Below are 20,938 nucleotides of genomic sequence, written 5' to 3' on the forward strand. Positions count from 1 at the left end.
TGAGAGAGGTGTGTACACTCTTGGCTGTCGTATTTTTGATGAGAAGTCCAATGTGACTTCATATAAAATGTAAAGCTTTACATATTGTTTACGTTCGGATAACGATCACATGATCTCTCCCTGATATGCTTTATCTGTTTGAGGTTACATAAAAAAACAAATGTTGACGCAAAAGGAGAGAATCATGAAATTTCAAATGTTCCGAAAATTAGCACTCATGTTGTTGTGCATTCCCCTCATGTTTGGATGGTCTGCGGGCTTTAATGGGGCACATGCCGCTGAAGATGCGTCGGATTCACTGCCGAATTTCCTGCTGGATCGCAACGCACAGTGGAAGTTCAACGATCGCGGCGACGATCTATCGTCCGTTTGGCGAGTTACATATGATGACACTTCCTGGAGTTCAGGGAACGCACCGTTTGGTTTCAAGGCCGATGGAAGCGGCATAAGCACGAGCTACTTTGGCCCACTCAAAACCGAGGTAAGCTACGGCGAAGATCCTGAAATGAAGCACCCCACGACCTATTTCCGCACAAATCTGCCGATTTCCGAAGGTGAATTGGAGGGATATGGTCAGATTCTGGGCACTTTCGGCATTGATGACGGTGCGGTACTCTACGTAAACGGAGAGGAAATCCGCAGATTTGGCATGCCTGAAGGTGAAATTGAGTACTCCACGAAGGCGATCTCCGGCAATGATTTGCCTGTCATGTATGAGGATGTGGACCTGACAGAATCGTTGAAAGCCCAACTGCACGAAGGCAACAATGAAATTGCCGTCGAGGTGCATCAGCAGAGCGATCGCAGTTCCGATCTCTATTTTGATATGGAGCTTAAGGCATTCAAGGATGCTCCCCCGATCGATATCAGCAAAGTCACGGTCACTTTTTATGGTGATGCGACAAGTACAAAAGGATTTACCTGGTATACGCCGCTGGCTTCCGCACAAAGCGATGTGCAAGTTGTCGAGAATACAGGCAGCGGCCCCGACTTTGAACAGGCTGCGCATTATGTTGGACAAGCCTCAACAGCTGCCAACTCGCCTGGTGAAATGGTGCATAAGGCCGTAGCGAGCAATTTGAAGCCGAATACTTCTTATTATTTCCGGGTTGGGGACGCAAGTCTTGGCATTTGGAGCAAAGTGGGCTCGTTCAAGACCGCTCCCGTAGATGGAGCATTTACCTTTATCGACTTGTCGGATACGCAAGCCAAAGATGAGGAAGAGGCGCTGCTCTCCGCTTCAACGTTATCCAAAGCACTGCAAACGGTTCCGAATGCGGAATTCGTAGTGCATAACGGTGATGTCGTTGAGCATGGAACGACGGAACAAGAGTGGAACTGGCTGCTTGGACATTCTCAGGAAAGTTTGCTGCACACAACTATCGTGCCTTCCGCCGGCAATCATGAAAACAAAAATTACGCCTTCTACGAGCATTTCAACGTAAATACGCCCGAAACAGCGGATACGCAAACAGGTGCGTATTATTCCTACGACTATAGCAATGCACATTTTATCGTACTCAATTCCAATGAAAACTCTGCAGAGTATGCCGATTTCTCGAATGAACAGGTGGAATGGATGAAGCAGGATGCCGCTCAGGCCCGGGCAAACGGGGCGGACTGGTTGATCGTGAACATTCATAAAGGTCCTTACACTACCGCCAATCATGCTACCGATAGCGATATCATCGGTGCGAACGGGGTAAGAAACAAAATCGCTCCGCTCATGAACGAGCTGGGCATTGATTTGGTACTGCAAGGACATGATCATATTTATGCACGCACCAAGCCGATCAAGCAGGATGGAACGGCGGAAGAAGCGTCCAAAATTACGGAAAGCTTCAATGGCGAGACCATTGAATATACGGTTGAACCGGATGGCACGATCTATTTGATTCCAGCCACGGCAGGTGCCAAAGTATATTTCAAAAATCAAAAACCTGCTCTGGGGGAAGCGTACTTCAGCTTGTTCGAGCGGGCCGAAGAGAACCATGCCCGTGAAGAGGGCGACACAACGAGTACCGCGAGAGGAAAGGTTCAAAACTTTGTGTCGTTTACGGTGGACGGGAACAAACTTTCCGCATTGACGTATGAAATTAATCAAAATAGCAATAACGCTCTGCCGACGATCATCGATCGATTCGGAATCATCAAAGAGGCGGAGCCAGCTCCTGCGGAGCAGGTCAGCAAAGTCACGGTTACGTTCCATGGCGACCCTACTGCGAGCAAAGGGTTTGCATGGTATACTTCCGATGCCGTGACGGGAACGGATCTTCAAGTGGTGGAGAAAACGTCCGCTGCACCTGATTTTTCAAAAGGAACATCTTACCAAGGGAATCATGACAAGGCTGTCAATTCTCCTTCGGAGCTGGTCCATAAAGCGGTGGCGACAGGTCTGAAACCGGACACAAGCTACTATTTCCGTGTCGGAGATGCCGCGCAAGGAGTTTGGAGCGAGACAGGCACGTTTGTGACGGCGCCGAAACAGGGCGCGTTTACGTTCATTGATTTGGCGGATACACAGGCGAAAGATGAAGAAGAAGCCATCCTGTCCTCGGAAACGCTTCGTAAGGCACTTGCGACTGTTCCTCATGCAAAGTTCGTTGTACACAATGGCGACATCGTTGACAAAGGCGTGAAAGAAGAACAATGGAACTGGCTGCTCGGCCATTCGCAAGAAAGCTTGCTGAACACAACGCTGGTTCCTTCCGCAGGAAATCACGAAGACGAAAATTATGCATTTATCGATCATTTCAATCTGGATGTACCGGACAATGCTGCCACCGAAACGGGAGCGTATTATTCTTATGATTACAGCAATGCACATTTCGTGGTGCTCAATTCCAATGAAGATTCCGAACAATATGACAATTTCACGCCTGAACAGGTGGAGTGGATGAAGAAAGACGTTGAGGCAGCCCGCAAAAACGGAGCGGAATGGATTATCGTCAATATTCACAAAGGTCCATATACGACCTCGAATCATGCTACGGATTCCGACATCATGGGTCCAAACGGTGTGCGGACGAAGATCGCACCGCTGATGGCAGAACTGGACATCGACTTGGTACTGCAGGGTCACGATCACATTTATGCAAGAACCAAACCGATCCGTGCAGACGGGAAAGCAGGGAAAGCCGAAATCATTTCCGAAATCCGGAATGGCGAAAAGACAGAATACGCCTTGAATCCGGACGGGACGATTTACCTGATTCCGGCCACCGCGGGACCGAAGGTGTATTACAAAAATCCGAGCACTGACTTGGGTGAAGCTTACTACAGTCTCTTTGATCGCGAGGAAGAGAACCATGCGGCCAAGTATGGTCCGGATCCTAAAGACAACCGTCGACCAATGCGCAGCCAGGTTCAGAATTTCGTTGGCATTACGATTGAAGGAAACAAACTGACGGCAGTGACCTATGAGATCGACCAAAACCTGCATGACGCTGCGCCGTTTGTCATTGACCAATTTGGTATCGTAAAGAAATCCGCTGTAACGAATCCTAGCAATCCGGGGAATTCGGGTTCGAATCCGGGAACGGGTTCCGGATCGGGCGGAAACGGTGCAACTACCGGATCTGGTGGAAACGGTACAACCACTCAACCAGGCAGCAGCACGGACAAAGATCAAGATAAAACGAGCACTACGCCGGGCAGTGGAACGAACCAAGGGTCCCAACCTGGGACAGGTTCGAGTTCCGGAGGAAGTTCGGCAAATGCGCCGGCGCTTAAGGATATTTCGAGCCATTGGGCAAAAGCAGCCATCGATAAAGCGGTCAGTGCAGGGTTCGTAAACGGGTACGGCGACGGTACATTCCGTCCGGATCAGCAGGTCACCCGTGCCGAATTTATGGCGATGCTCAGCCGGGCTCTGGGACTCAAAGAGGCAAGCGCAAGCGGCAGCTACGCGGATGCGTCACGGATTCCTGCATGGGCCAAAGCTTATATCGACAGTGCCGTGGAGGCCGGGATCATCCAAGGTTACCCGGATGGGTCCTTTGGTCCGCACAAACCGCTGAGCCGTGCGGAACTCGTGACAATCATCGCGCGCGCAGCGAACTTAAAAGCGGATGGTTCGAAGCAGCTTGCATTCAGGGATGCAAACGAAATTCCTGCATGGGCGCTGCCGTATGTGGAGGCCGCCGTTGAATCCGGATTGGTGAACGGTGTAGGCAATAACCGGTTTGCTCCAGGGAAAATCGCGACCCGTGCCGAAGCGGTAACGATTTTGACCCATTTACTTGATCTTCAAAAATAAAAGATCGCGAGCAATAATAATTAGTGAGGGAAGACACCATACGTGGTGTCTTTCTTTGTGTAATAGAGCTAATATTCCGTTTTCTGGCGATTTGGACACACAAACGACAAACGGAATCAATAAAATAGGTTCATCTACCGTGAAAGTTGAAAGGCGGTCCTGGGGATACTGAAAGGAAAGCGCGTTTATACAGGTTGAACTGCACATTTTATATATTCTAACAGAACGAACATTCAGTATACGACGAAACCTTCAGCACCAGCACGATAACTCGATCATGAAATGCACCATGAAGAGGGGGATCACATGAACTGGGTCATGGAAACCGTTAGCCAATACGGATACGCCGCCATATACATATTGCTCGCTGTAGGTATCGTGGGACTGCCCATTCCTGATGAAATTTTGATGACGACGGTAGGTTACCTGGCTTCGATTCAAACGCTGGATTACATGCCTTCTATTGCGATCAGCTTCTTGGGAGCCATGACCGGCATGATGCTGAGTTACTGGCTTGGCAGAACGTTTGGACATCCATTGTTGGTTCGATATGGAAAATATGTCTTTCTGACACCTGACAAGCTGGATAGGGTTGCCCATTGGTTCAAACGTTACGGGGGATGGACGATTCTGATCGGCTACTTCATTCCGGGATTACGCCACCTGACTTGTTATTTTTCGGGCATTAGCGGCATGCGGTTCAGAAATTACTTCTTCATCGCCAGCCTTGGCGCTTTGCTCTGGTGTTCCATCTTCATCACTATGGGCCACGCGCTTGGCCGAATGACTTAAATGATCATCATCGTTCGATTCGGGAGAGAAATGGGGTTTGACACAATGAGTCGTTTGTTGACATGGCATGCGGGGACCAACGAAGACCTGTTCACCACGCTCATGGAGCGATACCGGAACATGGTTTTTCGTTTGGCTTCCAAATACTTCAAAGAACGTCAGGATTGCGATGACATCGTACAGGAAACGTTTTTGCGGGTTTATAAAAATATGGACAGCATGGACGAGAAAAAAAATATCACGGCATGGATTTATCGAATCGGCAAGAACGTCTGCCTGGACACATTGAAATACCGAAAGGTTCGAAAAACGGTCAGTTCACTTGGCTCGGACCAGTCGGATGTTCTCGAATGGATTCACATCATCCCCTCCGATGAGCAAACGCCGGAAGAGAAATTGGTGCACAAGGAAGAAGCAGGCAAGATCCGTGCGATGATTCAGAATATTCCCTCGAAATGGAGACCCTACATTTATCAGCGTTATGTGCTCGGCATGTCATTGAAAGAAATCAGCGCTGTAAACCAAGTTCCGGAAAATACGGCCAAAACCTATTTGTTCCGGGCACGCAATGATTTGAAGAAACGTTTGGTCATGGAGGCGCCCGTCAACGGCATTCATACCTTTTCATAACTGATTGCAAAGCATCGTAAAGTAAGGAGAATGCATGAAAAATTGGGGAATCACGCGCAAATTATTTTTGGTGACGGCATTGTTTTTTGTTTGCTTTTACGGGATCGTTATTTTTTCCCAGCTGTTTTTCTTTGAACGCTTTTATGAAAATCACAAGCTCGGCAAGGTTGAACAAAATCTGGCTAGACTGGCCGAATATTATAAGGATACGCCGGGTGACAACAAGAGGTTTTCCAACCAGATGCTGCAGTTCATGAATCGAAACAAAAGCCAGGTCACGGTTGTGGATATGAAGGGAAACTTGGTATGGGAGGACCCCTACCACATGATTATAACGGAGGATGACGGTCAAAAAACAAACGTGTCTCTTTCGCTGTTCATGAATCTGTACGGGGAAGAGTTCAAACGTTTGGACATTAAGGTGGGGGATCGTCTAACCGTTTGGAGCGATGAAGACATCGAAGCGATGGAGAGCGCGAATCCCGATCACGTGATGTATCCCGGCCAAATATCCAAGAAAGGCCTGCCGCTCATCGGCGAACAAGGGGATTCGTCCAAAACGGTCACGGGCACCGTAACGGAGCTTACCCTGCCCAAAGTCTGGAACAACCGGCACGGGCTTCTGATGGAGGCGATCTATGAGCAATTCCCGTTGCCTGATACCCTGATCGAAGACCTCCGCAGCATGAAAAGCGTTGAACAGGAATGGGAGGAACCGTGGAGCGGTACCCGCAACATCATTACGATTCAACCTGTACAGCGACCCGATCAGGAGCTGGTGTTGCTGTTTTCGCTCACATCGCTGCAGGAAGTAAGCGACACGAACGAGGCATTCCAATGGTTTTCGATCTATTGGGGAATCGGAGGAGGTGTGCTCATTTTGTTTTTGTCGCTCTTTTTCTCCAAAGTCGTTACCCGCCCGCTCATTACGTTAAATCAGATGGCCAAACGAATGGTCAAGCTTGATTTCAGCATGGAACCGCCGCCTTTGCCGCAGCGTGATGAAATGGGAAGCCTGGCTCAAAGCATGTATACGATGTCCGTCAATCTCGACGCGGCATTGCATGAGGTGACCAAGGCGAACGAGAAGCTGCAAAGGGACATGGAGCAGAAGCAAAAGCTCGAAAAGATGCAGCAAAGTTTTTTCTCAGGAGCATCGCATGAGCTGAAGACACCGTTAAGCATCATTAAAAGCTTTGCCGAAGGATTGCATGACGCCGTGAGCGTGCAAAAGCAGGACCACTATGTATCCGTCATTATCGAAGAGACGGAAAAGATGGAGAAGTTGATCAAAGACATGCTTGACTTGGCCCGGTTTGATTCGGGATCGATTGCGCTTCGAAAGACGACCTTTTTGCTCAGCGAACTGACGGAGCGGGTGGCCAGCAAGCTCATTCATGCCTTGGACGGCAAACGGTTGGCCATCGACGTCGTTCCGGTAAATGAGCTTCCCATCGTGGCCGATCCGGACTGGATCGAGCAAGTGATCCGGAATTTGCTCGTAAACGCGGTTCGGCATGCGGATGAACATAGCATCATTACCGTGGAGATTCGAAGCAGGGCCCTTTCGACGAGGTTGACGGTAGAAAATAAGGGCCAGCCCATACCTCAATCCCAATTGGACCTGATCTGGGAAAGATTTCACCGGATCGATGCATCGCGAAGTGGTTATAACAGCGGCAACGGGTTAGGTTTGTCCATCGTCAAACAAATTTTGGACATGCATGGCAGCGCATATGGCGCAACGAATTTGGCCGATGGGGTTCGATTTTTCGTTGAATTTCCCACGGGCGAGGGAGAAGAGAGCTAATCCCCTAATCCAGCTTTCTCTTCCTGGGCATTTTGGGTCTCGTCAGTTCGAAACTGTGCCGGACCAACTCTTGTATATCGTCATCCGGCAATTCGCCGTCCAGATAGACCGTGTTCCAATGCGCCTTGTTCATGTGATATCCCGGCGTAACGTCCTTGAACATGCCGCGCAGGAAATCCGCGCGTTCAGGTTCGCATTTCAGATTGACGCATGGACGACCGCCCAGCTCCATAATGAGCGCAAACATTTTTTTGTTCCCGGCGTGGCGCATCGTAGTGGATTCAGGGCCAAAAGGATGGTCTTCGTAAGAGCCGAGAAAGGTCAGGCAATATTCGACGAGTTCGTCTTTTGTCATGGGTGATCGCCTCCATATGTATAAGGATGATTGATCATCATTATATCAGAATGCGTGTTCGGTTTGCAGTGAATCAATGACGTTGGAATAAGAAGAGGGAGGGTTTGCGTCGTTCGCAATCCTCCCTTTTTACATATCACGCTCTAATAGACATCTTTGGCGTATCGTTTGGAACGAAGCATGTCTTTGACGTAGGATTCTGCCTCGTCCCTGCTCATTCCACCATGCTTCTGAATAATATTATGCAGCGTGGCATCGACTTCCTTGGCCATTCTGGAAGCATCCCCGCAAACGTAGAAGTGGGCGCCTTCCTCAAGCCATTTCCATAATTCCGCTCCATGCTCCAGCATGCGGTCCTGAACGTAGATTTTTTCCTCCTGATCCCGGGAAAACGCCGTATCCAAACGGTGGAGGTACCCGCTGCGCTTCATCGATTCCAGCTCATCCTCGTAGTAGAAATCGGCCGCTGCCCGCTGCTCGCCAAAGATCAGCCAGTTCCTGCCCGTGGCTTCCTGGGCTTGCCGTTCCTGCAAAAATCCGCGGAACGGACCGATGCCGGTGCCTGGACCGACCATGATCATCGGAGCTTCCGGATTTGCCGGCGGCCTGAAGTGGGTGGATTTTTGCACGAATATGCGAACCTCGCCGCCTTGCTCGGCCCGATCGGCCAAATATGCCGAACATACGCCGTGCCTTCGTGCTTCGTTGCATTCGTAACGAACCGTGGATACCGTAATATGCACCGTATCAGGATCGGCGAGATAACTCGACGAAATAGAGTAGAAACGGGGCTGGAGAGGCTTCAGAATGGATAACAGCTCTTCCGTGTTTAGCCGGATCGGAAATTGCTGTAAGACATCGGCAATCTGGCGGCCCCATAGCCACTGCCTCAATGGTTCCTTGTCATCATCCTGGATAAGGCGCTTCAAGGTCTCATCTCCGGAGCGCTCTTGCACGAATTGCAAAAATCCGGGGGTGATGCGCGCAATTTCAAGATGTTTGAGCAGCGCCTCCGATAGCGGGATTTCCCGATCTTTAATATTCACCAGAGTTGTGGAATCAAGCCCGGTCGCCTGCAAAATTTCTTCGACCAGCGAAGGGCAGTTGACGGGCCAGACGCCGAGCGCATCGCCTGCTTCATAATGAAAGCCCGTGTCGGAAATATCGAATGCATAATGGCGGGTTTCTTTCTCGGAGCCTTCGCCGCTTAACAACCGGTTCGAAACAATGCGTGTATGCAAAGGGTGATTGCGATCGTACGTTTTCAAGGCGCCTTCGTGCAAAGGAGCTTCCTTCACCTTGATTTCGATCTGTCCAATCCATGGTGCGATCTGCTGTTCGAAATCGGTATCGCAATCGACCCGGTCCGTCAGCCTTGAAGCGCCGAGCTGCTCCAGCCTCGCATCCAGGTTCCGGGCGAACCCGCAGAATTCATCGTAGCTGGAGTCGCCCAAGCCCAGGACGGCATAGCGTAAACCGTGTAAACGCGGAGCGTTATCCGACTTCAGCGCATGCCAGAAGGCTTCGCCGTTATCCGGCGGGTCGCCGGCTCCAAAGGTGCTTGAAATGAACACCGCGTTTTGTTCGGAGGCCAAGTCTGCAATCGCGTATTCGTTCATGCATACAAGCCGGGTATCCAGCCCTGCTGCTCGGAATTTGCGGCTGCACTCGTTCGCCACGTCTTCCGCATTGCCGGTTTGGGAAGCCCATAACAGGGTCAATTTGGGTTTAGCGGAATCCGTCTCGCCCGTTTGCTGGGGCATTGTGGCAGTTGCGGAGGCTTCGGCATAAGGACTCATTAAAGGAAGCAGGTTCGTTTCCGGAAGCTGGGTGCGCGAGAACATGCCGGCCAGCAGTCCGTCCAGCCATAACTTTTTGGAAGGCTCGACAGGGGCGGTATGGGGCAATACCGGCACGCCGGAGGGAGCTATGGCTTCATCCGCGCGCAAACTGGCAATGAAACCGGCGAGATAGATTTTCTCATGACCATCCAAGGTCATCTCCGGCGAGGCGGGGATGCCTAATAGATCGGCAAGCGTATCGACCTTAGCCATATACTTTTCCTCCTTTTGCAAATGGTTCATGGTGTCGGCGGCATCGCGAGAGAATTCCCTGCCTCGGGGCGAATCAGGATGACTCGTTGTTTGATCCGCAACAACCGTAAGGGAAACCGCGCTGTATTTGAATTCGGGTTGGAGAGACACCGGATCGATGGCATCGCTCGTCACCGCGTTAATGGCGAGATGTTCGCCGAATGCATCATTCCAATGAAACGGCGCGAAACAGCTGCCGGGCATGACGCGATCCGTAATGACGGCAGGCAGGATCGCATGCCCGCGGCGCGATTGGATGTGGACGCGATCCGATTCGCGGACGCCTAACGCTGCTGCATCTTCGGGATGGATTTCGATGAAAGGGCCGGGATTCAGCTTGTTCAGCTTTGCGATCTTCCCGGTTTTGGTCATGGTGTGCCATTGGTGCTGCAATCGTCCCGTATTTAAGACAAATGGAAATTCGCTGTCCGGCAGCTCTGCGGGCGGGGCATATGGCCGGGCCCAAAACACGGCTTTGCCGCTGTCGGTGGCGAACGAGAGGGAGGGGAGGCTCCCGTCCTCGTTTTCCCGCAGCTTCTGGCTGATTCCATCGTTCAGATACCGTATCGGGTTACGCGTCTGATCCGATTGGGGGGCGCTGGGCCACTGTACGGGCGCCTCGCGCAATCGCTCGTATGAAGCGCCGCGGATATCGTAACCGGTTTTGGGGTTCCAGGCTTGCTGGATTTCGCGGTAAACATCGGCCGAACTTGCATAGGTGAACGCATCCGAAAATCCCATCTCGCACGCGACCTCGGCAATGATCTTCCAATCGGGAAGCGCCTCGCCGGGAGGATCGACCGCTTTCCTCATCAGCGTCACATTGCGCTCGGAATTGATCATCACGCCTTCGGCTTCGGCCCACAGCGCGCCGGGAAGCATAATATCCGCGTACGCGTTGGTTTCGTTGTTCAGGAACGCATCCTGCGTGATGACCAATTCGGCTGCCTGAAGGGCTGCAATGACATTGCTGCGGTTTGCGACCGTGGCGACCGGGTTCGTGCAAATGATCCAGCATGCTTTGATATCGCCCGTTTGCATGCTCTGGAACATGGAAATCGTGCCTGTACCCACTTCCGTACGGATCGTGCCGCGGGGGATGTTCCACAGGTCTTCCATGAAATGGCGTTCTGCTTCAACAAGCACGGATCGCTGGCCTGGAAGACCCGGACCCATGTATCCCATTTCGCGGCCTCCCATGGCATTCGGTTGCCCGGTGAGGGAGAAAGGGCCGCTTCCGGGACGGCATATTTTGCCTGTAGCCAGATGTAAGTTGCATATCGCATTGGTATGCCACGTACCGTGCGTGCTCTGGTTAAGGCCCATCGTCCAACAGCTCATCCATTCGGGGGATTCGCCGATCCATTGGGCTGCCAGGCGAATATCCGCTTCGGGAATGCCGGTGATTGCGGCCACTTTGTCCGGCGTGTAATCGTCAAGGAAATCGGGCATGCTCTCCCAGCCCGCCGTGAATCGGGAGATGAAATCCTGATCGGTGTGCCCGTTGTGCACGAGCAGATACAAGATTCCGTTAAGCAGGGCGAGATCCGTTCCCGGCTTAATTTGCATGTAGAGGTCTGCCTTGTCGGCGGTCGCGTTGCGGCGTGGATCGACGACGATCAGTTTGGCGCCGGCTTTGACGCGATCCATGACTCTCAGAAACAAGATGGGATGGCAGTCGGCCATGTTGGCTCCGATGACGAAAAACAGATTCGTGCGGTCCATATCTTCATAAGAACCCGGAGGACCGTCCGCGCCGAGCGAAAGCTTGTATCCGCTGCCGGCGCTGGCCATGCAAAGACGGGAATTGGACTCGATGTGGTTGGTGCGAATGAAACCTTTGGAAAGTTTGTTGACCAGGTACTGGGCTTCCAGCGACATTTGGCCCGACACGTAGAACGAAATGGCGTCAGGACCATGTTCGTCAAGAATAGCGCGCAACCGTCGCGCCGTTTCTTTAATGGTTTCTTTCACGTCGGCCTGAACGGGAGCTTGCCCGCGGGCAGGGCGTTGGTACGCAAACTCCATTCTGCCCGATTCAACCAAGGCCTCGGCACATGAGTTCCCTTTGGTGCACAAGCGGCCGTAATTGGCGGGATGCTCCTTGTCGCCGGTAACTTTAATGACGCGATTGCCGGATACTTCCATAACGATTCCACAACCTACGCCGCAATAAGGGCAGACACTTTTTATTTTTTCAGTCATCATCGAAATCACCATACTTGACGTGTATATGACACGGATTTTTTGTGGCATGAATGTTGTTTGATTGAAAATCCAATGTATTCGGAACTGTTTAGCTAAAATATATATCGCTTCACGATATAAGTCAATAAATTAATGTTATGTTACATGACATGGTAAATTGTGATTTTTAAAAATGAATGTTTAGAGAGGGTGGATAGGCGGTGTGTAGGTGGAATGACATATCATTATATGTTATGTATAAGTTATGTTTGAGTTGTGTCACTGAAGAAAATGAAATAAACTCTATATAGGTTGAACTAGACATTTACACGATAACGGAGAGGGCAGAAAGAATCTGAAGAAGCGAAGCGGTCTAAAAGCTTTCTGAAAGAAAGCTGCATCGGAAGCATAAGCTTCACCGGATTTTGCCTTTGAAAAAAGGAGATCAAAAAAAATCTGGGGATAACAGTGATCGGAAGATGGTTCTGACCACGTAGTGACTCCGTGTAAAAATCATCGGTTCAACTTATATAGATAATGATCTCGGTTGAAGGAGTTTTTCGATGTCCATGAATCCATTGCCCAAACATATTTATGAGCAGCTTGCCATGTTCCGCTACCGCATTCGCAAGTTCATTCGGTTCAGCGAGGAGGCCGCACGAAGCAAAGGGCTTACCCCGCAGTATCATCAATTAATGCTCTCGATTATGGGATTTCCTGATCGCGAGCATGCTACGCCGACAGAACTGGCCGAACGGCTTCAAATTACGCCGCACGCTTGCGTCGAGTTGGTCAAACGATGCGAGGAACTTGGCCTGGTAAGCCGATTCCCTAACGAACAGGACAAACGCAGCACATTCATTCGGCTGACGGAACACGGAATGGAATTGTTGGCCGAATTGTCGGAGATTCATATGGAAGAGCTGAAACGGGCTGGTTTGCTGGAATTTCAAGGGCTTTAGGCGGTTTCGGTCGCGCGGCTTGAGGCTGGACGGAGAACGAAGAAAAGATGAGGGAGGGACAAGTCGCGGCGCGAATGCCGACCGTTCATGTGTCAGGAGATAAAAAGGGAGCCACTGAATGCTAACGTTCAGTGGCTTTTTCGGCATGCTGCACGGATGGAAGCCGGCCCGATAACAGCGCTCCGCCGCTCGGGTCGTTGCCTGCCGCAAGCTCGCCTCCGTGCCGCCGGATGATGCGCTCGGAAATGGTCATGCCCAGGCCGCTGCCTCCGGTAGCCCGGTTCCGGGACATTTCGCCCCGAAACAAAGGCTCGAAGAGCCGACCTAGTTCCTCCGGGGCAAACCCCGGTCCGGTATCCCGGATCGTAAACCAGACCTGATCGTTCGCGGAGCCGCACTCCACGCTGACCTTTCCATGATCAGGCGTGTATCTCACGGCATTATCCAGCAAATTGCTTATCGCACGTTCCAGCAGATGAGCGTCGCCGCGAACGATGCACGCTTCCGCGGAACGTACCGCGAGCGTTACGTTCTTTTGCCGGGCGAACGGCTCCACGCTATCCGCCGATTGCTGCAGGACCGTGCGCAGGTTGACGATTTCCTTGACAATCGCGCCTTCGCCGTAATCCATTTTGGCAAACGTAAACAAATCCTCGACCAAACGGTGCAGCTGGGACGCTTTTTCCTTGCAGACGGCTATGTACTTCGCCGTTTTCTCGGGCGACTGGGCAATGCCGAGCTGCAGTCCGTCAAGGTACCCGCGCAGCGCGAAGAGGGGGGTTCTAAGATCATGCGCCACGGCGGCAATGACGAACCTGCGCTCTTCTTCCAGCTTCGTTTGCTGGAGATTGGACTTCTTCAGTCCTTGCACCATCTCATCGAAGGCATCCCTGACATCGGCGATTTCTTTAATGCGGGAAGCAGGCATCGGCACGTTCCACTCCCCGCCGGCAAGCAGCCGCACGGATGCGCTAAGCTTCTCAAGGGGTTTGATCAAATAACGCCGCATTTCCATGCCGATCACGAACAATGCCAGCAAAAACCCCGTGAAGATGGACCACACTTGAAGCTGGTTTGTTTTGGGGAGATACAGTTCGACCCTCCCCTTCAATCGGCCGTCTTCCATCAGCGTATACCGTTCAACGGAAGCATATCTTTTGGTTTGGTTGACATCGGAACGATAGATCTCCTGGCCGGATGCCGAGAACAGGGAAACATTCATGTTTGCGTGATCCAACAGGCCTTTCAGCTGGGCTTGCCAATCGGATGCACTCCACCGTTCCGTATTTCTTTCGATCTGTTCAACGATTTCGTTCTGCTGCCTTTGCTGCTCTTCATTCGGCAGCGGAGCGACGGAAAATCTGAACGTCCCGGATTCGATGTAATGGGCGGTCACAAACAGGAGCCAGGGCAGCAGCAGGATGAACAACAGAAAAAGCAGCATGAGTTTACGAATCCGAAGCGTTCTCACGAGATCCTCCTTCAAAGCGATATCCCACGCCCCATACGTTGACCAGAAGCTGCGGATTCGCGGGATCTGCCTCGATTTTCTCGCGCAAACGGCTTAAATGCACCCGTACCGTGTGCCTGTCGCCGATGCCGCCCCAAAACTTGTCCAGCAGTTGATCATACGTAAATACTTGCTTCGGATGCTGAGCGAACAGGAGCAGCAAATCATATTCCTTTGGCGTGAACATGACTTTGCTGCCCTCCACGAATACTTCTCTGGATGCAAGATTCAATTGCAAACGATCATATTCCAGCATAGGTTCGGCCGCGGATGGAGGAGGGGAGAAGGTACGCCTTAATACGGCCTTCACCCTGGCGACGATTTCGCCAGGCGAAGCCGTCTTCACGATATAGTCGTCGCCGCCCAGCGTGAGCCCTCTGATTTTATCCACGTCATCGCTTCTGGCACTAAGGAACAAAATCGGCACACTGCTTTCTTTGCGGATGCGGCGGCACAGATCGAAGCCGTTCTGCCCAGGCATCATGATGTCCAGAACGATGCATTGGATCGCATGCTGCCGGAGCGCGTCCCAGGCTTCGGCAGCGTTGCAAGCGGTGATGACGCGGAATTGTTCATTTTCCAAAAAGTCCTTTAACAATTCGACAATGCTAAGGTCATCGTCGACAACAAGCACGGTGCTTGAATCAGTCATGAATATCCCACCTTCAAAACCTAGTGTAGCATGATCGCAGCGAAAACCGGTGGAAGTTTATCATTTTGTGATGATTCGTTGATGGTTTTGAGGCGGGTTTGCGTCTTCTTTCGAGAGATATCGCTGGTATGATCTTCAAAGGCACAGGGGATCTTGCCCTGCATGACAAATCGAGATATAACAGGGAGGACGTTACTGATGTTACATGTTCAAATCGTGCTGTTCGATGGCTTTGATCTCTTGGATGCCATTGCGCCTTATGAAGTTTTTGCAGCGGCATCCATGTATGCCGAAGATGCGCTGCAAGTCGAGTTGGTTACTGCCGAAGGGCCCAGGCACGTCGCGAGCGGCACACAAGGGTTAAAGATCGAGGCGACCGCGAAACTGGAGCCTGAACGCGGCGGCATCATCCTCGTGCCGGGTGCGTCCGGCAAAGTTTCCGGGGATGGGCCGGATTCCATTCCCGTCATTCTGCATCATGCTGCGAGCACGGATATTTCTGTCCGAATCAGACAAGCATTGGAACGAGAAGACGTCTTGGTTGCCACCGTATGCGGCGGTTCGCTTTTGCTTGCCATGGCAGGTTTGCTTGAAGGCAGACATGCAGTGACACATCATATGGGCATGAAGGTTCTGGAAGCTGCCGGAGCGGTTCCTGTTCAGGCGCGCATCGTGGATGACGGCAACCTGGTGAGTGCGGGCGGTGTGACTTCCGGGCTTGACGTTGCTTTATATTTGGTGGAACGTGCGCTCGGTCCGCGCATCGCGCATGCCGTGGAACAGTTATTTGAATTCGAACGGCGGGGAACGGTATGGAGGATGGAAGGCATGGTGCCAACGGAGGATGTGGACGCGTCCGGGAAAGAAGAGGAAGGAGCGTTCGCGCCAGTTTCTGCCGAGAGCATACTAGACACCTCATCCGCCTATGAAGGAAATTGGGATGTAACCATCGCGACCCCGATCGGGAAACTGGAATCCAGACTTGCGATTCATACGGACAACGGCCGCATTCGGGGGACGGCTGCGCAGGACGGCGAGACTGTGGAGCTCATCGATCCTCGCGCTCGGGAGGGCAAATTGGTATGGGGCCTTCGGGTAAACAAACCGATGAAGCTGCAGCTTCATTTCGAGGTAACTGTGCAGGGGGATGTGATGAGCGGAACCGCCAAGGCCGGTTTTTTGCCGGCATCCAAACTGACAGGCCATCGCTTGGTTTGAGTTGAGCTTCAATAGGGCCATTAGACGATAACTAGAAACGGAAAGGTTCATATATGAAAAAAACAAACATGGCTTACCGCCTTTTGGCCGGTGTCAGCATCACTTTCATTTTGTATTCGTTGGCTAGGCATTATGTGTTCGATCCGGAAGCCACCGCGTTTCTCAGTCACAAAATGGGGCTGGGGCGCGAGTTGAACCTCCCGGCATGGCTAAAAGTCATGTACATTCACGTCGCCTTTGCCTGTTTGGCGATGGCGGCAGGGCTGATCAATTTTTCGCGCCGCATGCTGGAGAAACAGCGGAAGTTTCACCGGATCAACGGGTACATCTATGTCGTTTCCGTGCTGATGGTCGTGCTGACGTCCGGGTACATGGCACCGTATTCCACTGGAGGCAGAATCAACAGCATCGCATTTAATATCATTAATCTGATTTGGCCCATCATGACGGTTACGGCCGTCGTGCAGATCAAAAAGAAACGAATCGTAAAGCACCGGAATTGGATGATCCGCAGTTATGCCTTCTGTTTTACGAACATGCTGATTCACCTGATCACGTGGCTGTTCAATGAAGGCCTCGGCATGGCTTATGCGAGCAGTTATACATACGGTGTGTATGGCAGCCTCGTTCTGTTATTGATCATTCCGGAAACGATCATCCGGATTCTGGATAAGACCGGCAGCGACAAAACCATCGGAACCTACGAATCGTAGGCTTCGATGGTTTTTGTTGTTGAACTCTAGCTGCATCACTTGTCATTGCGATATTGCAGCGGTGATGCCCCCGTCCAGCGCTTGAATTGGCGGCTGAAGTGGGACGCGTTTTTGTAGCCCAGCCGCTTGCTGATCATCTGGATCGACATTTGCGTATCTTTGATGAGCGCCTTGGCTTCTTTCAGCTTTAATTGGGATAAATACTCGCGCGGCGAAATGCCATATACATTTTTGAACACCTCATATCCATAACCGGAACTAAGTCCAATGGAGTGCATCACCTTTTCAATGCGCAGTGTTTCGCTAAGCTCGTAGTATTCGGGTTGAAGGCTCTGTTTTTTGAACGCGGATTTGATCCGTTCGGCAATTTCCTTGGCGTAGAGCGATGCGTTTACATTGGCGCCCGATGCTGCTTCATTGGTTCGGTTCGTGATCGAGTGAAGCATGAGCAGCAGCTCCGAAAGCACGATCTGGATTTGCATTTTGGTGTAAAATCCAGTCTTGCTGCTGCCGGCATCAATGATGCCGATCCACTTCAGCACAATGTCCTGCAACCCTCGATTTTCCGGGGAACCGTTCTTGTAATGGATTTCGCAGTGCTGAATCATGTCCCTGACGAATTCGGGATCGTCAATTTTGAAGTGGGCGCAAAAGTATGTCATGCCATTCTCGTCATCACACGAAATTTCGTGGACGAAGCCTGGAGGAATGATGAGCACGTCGCCAGTCTGCACATGGTACATATCATGATCGAAGGTCGTATATTGACTGCCTGCCAAAACGTAAATGATCTCGAAAGCGGCATGGGAGTCGGGGGGCACGTGCCATCCGGGATCGACCTGTTGGGAGTGGGCGCCAAAAAAATTGAGGTTCCAGTCGAGCACCGGAAGCCGATGGGCCTGCGCCAAAAAATGCTTCGTATTTGACATGTCATCACCTTTGATTGGGGTAAATGTTCCTTTTGGCACTCATAACTTGAAAACATTATACCGTTGATAATGCACAATGTCAGCAGAGCGCTTACATGCGCATGCAGCAAAGCAGCCTCCCAGGAGGCTGCTTTGTGGCCGATGGATGCCGGAATGTTTCCCGCGCAATCGGTTATTTCGTTTTCCTGGTTTCTGTAATGACGAGCAGAGCACCGAACAGGATCAGGACAGCTCCGATCCAGAACATAACACCGATCGTTTCTCCCAATAGAAGCCACCCGAGCAGCGTTCCGACAAGAGGCTGGAAGAAGAAAAACAGGCCTCCGCCCGAAACGTTCAACAACTGTAATCCCCGATTCCAAAGCAGGAATCCGCCTGCGGTCGAAACAATCCCCAAGTACAATATGCCGCCCCATATGGTCGGATGGGCCATTTGGGATACATCCAGCTCATGCAATCGTGGAATGACAAACGGAGTCAGAATAATAATGGCCACCAGTATGGCGTAGGTAATCACCACGATCTGGGAATAATCCGTCGGAACACGTTTCACCAATACGGACATAAGCGCCCAAGTCACAGCCGCAGCGAGCAGGAAAATTCCGCCGAGTTGGCTGGAATACTCCAATGCGCCTACCCCGATAATCAGTATGACTCCAACGGTCGCAAGCAAAATGGACAACCCTTGTCGCAAAGACATGCGTTCTTTCAGGATGAGCCAAGCGAAAATAACCATAAATGCCGGCGTTGATGAGGTGATGATGGCGCCCATTTGGGCCGATGACAGCATTGTGCCGGCTTCTTGAGTCACAATCGAAATGGCATGTCCAATGACTCCAATGGCCATAATGGGCAGGAAATCACGCGGATGAATCCGCCAGTTCTGTTTGGTGGCCACGCCGGCAATGATAAGCGCAACGATTGCTACCAAGTACCGCAGCCAAACCAGTTCAAGCGGTGGCACAACGGATACGACCACTTTGACCACAACGTACATGCCGCCCCAGATGCTGGCAGCCAAAGCCAAATAAATAGAACCCCATAAGGTTTTGTTCATTTCAATTTTCCCTCCGTATGATTAAGGTCTATGAAGGCCTTAACGGAGAGGAGGATCACCTTCGCTCCATTAAGGACGGAAGGATCCTGCAGGCACGTCATTCTCGAACAAAGGAGCTAGAAACATTCGCTTTCACCTCTGGATATAAAATAGTGTGACATCTATAGTAGCAAAGATCACTGCTAATGAACAGCAGCGACGTTAGCATTGCGCGACAAGATCTCTCTGGTACCTTATGCCGTGGGCACACCGAGGTACTCCGTTTCGTAGATTTCCTGCACCCGGTCCAAAACGCTCTGTGCTTGATCTTCGAATTTTAAGTCGGCAATGCGTCCTTTAAGCAAAAATACGCCGCTCTCACCGCGATGTTGGCCCATCGCGCCGTCATAGAGCAAGCCGGCCCCATGGCTTGGCGGCGAGAAAAAGAGCTTCATCAGCGGTTTAACCAATAAAGGCAATCCGGAATCTTTATCTTTTCGGAGCGTGTTGTTGCTTCCGGGATCGACGCTGCGAATGGAAATGCCTTCTTTCGCCAGCTGCGGCGCAATATTTTTGGTCCAAAGGGAAAGAGCCAACTTGGATGCTGCGTATGGACCGAGCAATTTTTTGAACGTTTGCGGCCGCTCCAGAATGTCGACATGGATCGCCTTCACGTATTTTAAGGCGGAAGACGACGTATTGATCACCGTTTTTAAATCCCCGTTCGCCAAAAGCGCTTTGAGCTCCATCATGATGATATACGGAACGACGGTCATTAGCTCATAGTGTTTTTCCCGTCCTTGCGGAGAATATGCCAGTTCGGGGAAGGAGCCGCCTGCATTGTTGAACAGTACATCGATTCGTTCTTCTTTGGTCTTGATCTCGTTCAACGTCGTTCTTAAGCTGCGATAATCGGACAGATCGGCGGTTTTGTAGATGCGCAGCGATCCGTTTGCGATGGCCTTGTGAAGCTCAGTTTCTTTTAGAGGGATGTTTGAACGGTTTATGGCAATGACTTGCCATTGGTCGGAAATCAGTTTGCGTGCCAACTCCAATCCAATTCCGGCACTTGCGCCGGTAATCAAGGCAATATGTTGTCGGTCTTTAGCGTTTGTCGTTTGTTTCATGTATGTTTCCTCCTAGTGTAGGGATTGCTCCCTCTGATAGCGCCGATTGTATAAGTTGGTGTCGACTCCAAGTCAAGCGTGTGGCAAATTATTTTTTAAAAGGGTTCAATACTTGACTTGGAGTCAGCTCCAAGATATATAATGCACTCAGGCAAGGATTGGGAGGTAACGGAATGATAACGAGAGAGACCTATACGATCAAACAAACGGCGGAGCTAACGGGTATCACGCAAGATACGATCCGATATTATGAAAAAATCGGGCTGCTTCCCCGCGCGGAACGCAAAGAAAACGGGCACCGCGAATACCGGCAGGAGGCCATAAGCACCATCCAGCTTATATCCTGCCTCAAAAAAACAGGCATGCCGCTCGAAGAAATGAAGCCGTTTTTGACGGTGAACGCCGACGCCGATCCGGCGGACTATCCTGAACTCGTGGAGCGGCTGGTCCAGCACAGGGAAAATATCGTCAGCCAAATGGCTGCGCTGCAGCAGGTCGTCGATTTTATCGACATGAAGCTTGACCAGGGAAAGATGCGGAAGGACTGCACCGCGGTTCAAGGGGATGGCTTTACCGGGGAGTCGGGGGGAGAGAGCGCCGGACCCAAGGTCTCGCCCACTGAGATGCGTTATTTTACGGGAACGGCCGGGATACCCAAAGTTTAAG

At 51.3% G+C, this 20,938-nt stretch carries 15 protein-coding genes; 8 read left to right on the forward strand and 7 right to left on the reverse strand.

Annotation, left to right across the window (positions count from 1 at the left end):
• The first annotated feature begins 184 nt into the window (after nt 1-184).
• The 4 genes from L6H98_RS17465 (at nt 185) to L6H98_RS17480 (ending at nt 7,490) form a co-directional block, all read left to right on the forward strand.
• Complete coding sequence (locus tag L6H98_RS17465; RefSeq protein WP_236417004.1) at nt 185-4,258, forward strand: S-layer homology domain-containing protein; 4,074 nt, start codon at nt 185-187, stop codon at nt 4,256-4,258.
• Nucleotides 4,259-4,564: 306 nt separating this feature from the next.
• Nucleotides 4,565-5,050 carry a DedA family protein gene (locus tag L6H98_RS17470; RefSeq protein WP_236417006.1) on the forward strand — a complete coding sequence of 162 codons (486 nt, stop codon included), beginning with the start codon at nt 4,565-4,567 and terminating at the stop codon, nt 5,048-5,050.
• Between the two features lie 45 nt (nt 5,051-5,095).
• Entirely contained in the window at nt 5,096-5,680 is a 585-nt protein-coding gene (locus L6H98_RS17475; RefSeq protein ID WP_236417008.1) for a sigma-70 family RNA polymerase sigma factor, read from the forward strand.
• Nucleotides 5,681-5,714: 34 nt separating this feature from the next.
• Nucleotides 5,715-7,490 carry a HAMP domain-containing sensor histidine kinase gene (locus L6H98_RS17480; RefSeq protein ID WP_236417010.1) on the forward strand — a complete coding sequence of 592 codons (1,776 nt, stop codon included), beginning with the start codon at nt 5,715-5,717 and terminating at the stop codon, nt 7,488-7,490.
• A gap of 4 nt (nt 7,491-7,494) precedes the next feature.
• Here the strand turns inward: L6H98_RS17480 and L6H98_RS17485 are convergent, their stop codons facing one another.
• Nucleotides 7,495-7,845 carry an MmcQ/YjbR family DNA-binding protein gene (locus L6H98_RS17485; RefSeq protein ID WP_236417012.1) on the reverse strand — a complete coding sequence of 117 codons (351 nt, stop codon included), beginning with the start codon at nt 7,843-7,845 and terminating at the stop codon, nt 7,495-7,497.
• A 143-nt stretch (nt 7,846-7,988) separates the two neighbouring features.
• Entirely contained in the window at nt 7,989-12,194 is a 4,206-nt protein-coding gene (locus L6H98_RS17490) for a sulfite reductase subunit alpha (protein WP_356723378.1), read from the reverse strand.
• Nucleotides 12,195-12,688: 494 nt separating this feature from the next.
• Here L6H98_RS17490 and L6H98_RS17495 point away from each other — a divergent pair, with 494 nt between their 5' ends.
• Complete coding sequence (locus L6H98_RS17495; protein WP_236417017.1) at nt 12,689-13,087, forward strand: MarR family transcriptional regulator; 399 nt, start codon at nt 12,689-12,691, stop codon at nt 13,085-13,087.
• Between the two features lie 121 nt (nt 13,088-13,208).
• On the opposite strand, the gene L6H98_RS17500 is transcribed toward L6H98_RS17495, so the two are convergent.
• Together L6H98_RS17500 and L6H98_RS17505 are read right to left on the reverse strand one after the other, a co-directional pair.
• Nucleotides 13,209-14,558, reverse strand: a complete 1,350-nt coding sequence (locus tag L6H98_RS17500; RefSeq protein WP_236417019.1) for a HAMP domain-containing sensor histidine kinase — start codon at nt 14,556-14,558, stop codon at nt 13,209-13,211.
• Nucleotides 14,536-15,249, reverse strand: coding sequence for a response regulator transcription factor (locus L6H98_RS17505; RefSeq protein ID WP_236417021.1), 714 nt, complete (start codon nt 15,247-15,249; stop codon nt 14,536-14,538). The genes L6H98_RS17500 and L6H98_RS17505 overlap by 23 nt, the downstream gene beginning before the upstream one ends.
• Before the next feature lie 198 nt (nt 15,250-15,447).
• Between L6H98_RS17505 and L6H98_RS17510 the strand changes: the two genes are divergently transcribed.
• Together L6H98_RS17510 and L6H98_RS17515 are read left to right on the forward strand one after the other, a co-directional pair.
• Entirely contained in the window at nt 15,448-16,467 is a 1,020-nt protein-coding gene (locus tag L6H98_RS17510) for a DJ-1/PfpI family protein (protein ID WP_236417023.1), read from the forward strand.
• A gap of 53 nt (nt 16,468-16,520) precedes the next feature.
• Nucleotides 16,521-17,180: a DUF2306 domain-containing protein gene (locus tag L6H98_RS17515; RefSeq protein ID WP_236417025.1), complete on the forward strand. Its 660-nt coding sequence runs from the start codon at nt 16,521-16,523 to the stop codon at nt 17,178-17,180.
• A 35-nt stretch (nt 17,181-17,215) separates the two neighbouring features.
• Here L6H98_RS17515 and L6H98_RS17520 read toward each other — a convergent pair whose 3' ends face one another.
• From L6H98_RS17520 to L6H98_RS17530, 3 genes are all read right to left on the reverse strand, one after another.
• Entirely contained in the window at nt 17,216-18,109 is an 894-nt protein-coding gene (locus L6H98_RS17520) for an AraC family transcriptional regulator (RefSeq protein ID WP_236417026.1), read from the reverse strand.
• A gap of 172 nt (nt 18,110-18,281) precedes the next feature.
• The gene (locus L6H98_RS17525) at nt 18,282-19,166 is read right to left on the reverse strand and encodes a DMT family transporter (RefSeq protein WP_236417027.1); all 885 of its coding nucleotides are present in this window, start codon (nt 19,164-19,166) and stop codon (nt 18,282-18,284) included.
• Nucleotides 19,167-19,399: 233 nt separating this feature from the next.
• Nucleotides 19,400-20,272 (reverse strand): SDR family NAD(P)-dependent oxidoreductase, encoded by an 873-nt coding sequence (locus L6H98_RS17530; protein WP_236417028.1) that lies wholly within the window; start codon nt 20,270-20,272, stop codon nt 19,400-19,402.
• A gap of 173 nt (nt 20,273-20,445) precedes the next feature.
• Between L6H98_RS17530 and L6H98_RS17535 the strand changes: the two genes are divergently transcribed.
• A complete protein-coding gene (locus L6H98_RS17535) occupies nt 20,446-20,937 on the forward strand; it encodes a MerR family transcriptional regulator (RefSeq protein WP_236417029.1) in 492 nt (163 codons plus the stop codon).
• The last annotated feature ends 1 nt before the right edge of the window (nt 20,938 follow it).

It is taken from the genome of Paenibacillus sp. JJ-223, from assembly GCF_927798175.1.
GTDB classification, from domain to species: Bacteria; Bacillota; Bacilli; order Paenibacillales; family Paenibacillaceae; genus Paenibacillus; species Paenibacillus hubeiensis.

Excerpts from the sequence above, each read along its gene's own strand:
- L6H98_RS17465 (WP_236417004.1), top strand. The coding sequence starts at position 185 with ATGAAATTTCAAATGTTCCGAAAATTAGCACTCATGTTGTTGTGCATT.
- L6H98_RS17470 (WP_236417006.1), top strand. The coding sequence starts at position 4,565 with ATGAACTGGGTCATGGAAACCGTTAGCCAATACGGATACGCCGCCATA.
- L6H98_RS17475 (WP_236417008.1), top strand. The coding sequence starts at position 5,096 with ATGAGTCGTTTGTTGACATGGCATGCGGGGACCAACGAAGACCTGTTC.
- L6H98_RS17480 (WP_236417010.1), top strand. The coding sequence starts at position 5,715 with ATGAAAAATTGGGGAATCACGCGCAAATTATTTTTGGTGACGGCATTG.
- L6H98_RS17485 (WP_236417012.1), bottom strand. The coding sequence starts at position 7,845 with ATGACAAAAGACGAACTCGTCGAATATTGCCTGACCTTTCTCGGCTCT.
- L6H98_RS17490 (WP_356723378.1), bottom strand. The coding sequence starts at position 12,194 with ATGCCACAAAAAATCCGTGTCATATACACGTCAAGTATGGTGATTTCG.
- L6H98_RS17495 (WP_236417017.1), top strand. The coding sequence starts at position 12,689 with ATGTCCATGAATCCATTGCCCAAACATATTTATGAGCAGCTTGCCATG.
- L6H98_RS17505 (WP_236417021.1), bottom strand. The coding sequence starts at position 15,249 with ATGACTGATTCAAGCACCGTGCTTGTTGTCGACGATGACCTTAGCATT.
- L6H98_RS17510 (WP_236417023.1), top strand. The coding sequence starts at position 15,448 with ATGTTACATGTTCAAATCGTGCTGTTCGATGGCTTTGATCTCTTGGAT.
- L6H98_RS17515 (WP_236417025.1), top strand. The coding sequence starts at position 16,521 with ATGAAAAAAACAAACATGGCTTACCGCCTTTTGGCCGGTGTCAGCATC.
- L6H98_RS17520 (WP_236417026.1), bottom strand. The coding sequence starts at position 18,109 with ATGTCAAATACGAAGCATTTTTTGGCGCAGGCCCATCGGCTTCCGGTG.
- L6H98_RS17525 (WP_236417027.1), bottom strand. The coding sequence starts at position 19,166 with ATGAACAAAACCTTATGGGGTTCTATTTATTTGGCTTTGGCTGCCAGC.
- L6H98_RS17530 (WP_236417028.1), bottom strand. The coding sequence starts at position 20,272 with ATGAAACAAACGACAAACGCTAAAGACCGACAACATATTGCCTTGATT.
- L6H98_RS17535 (WP_236417029.1), top strand. The coding sequence starts at position 20,446 with ATGATAACGAGAGAGACCTATACGATCAAACAAACGGCGGAGCTAACG.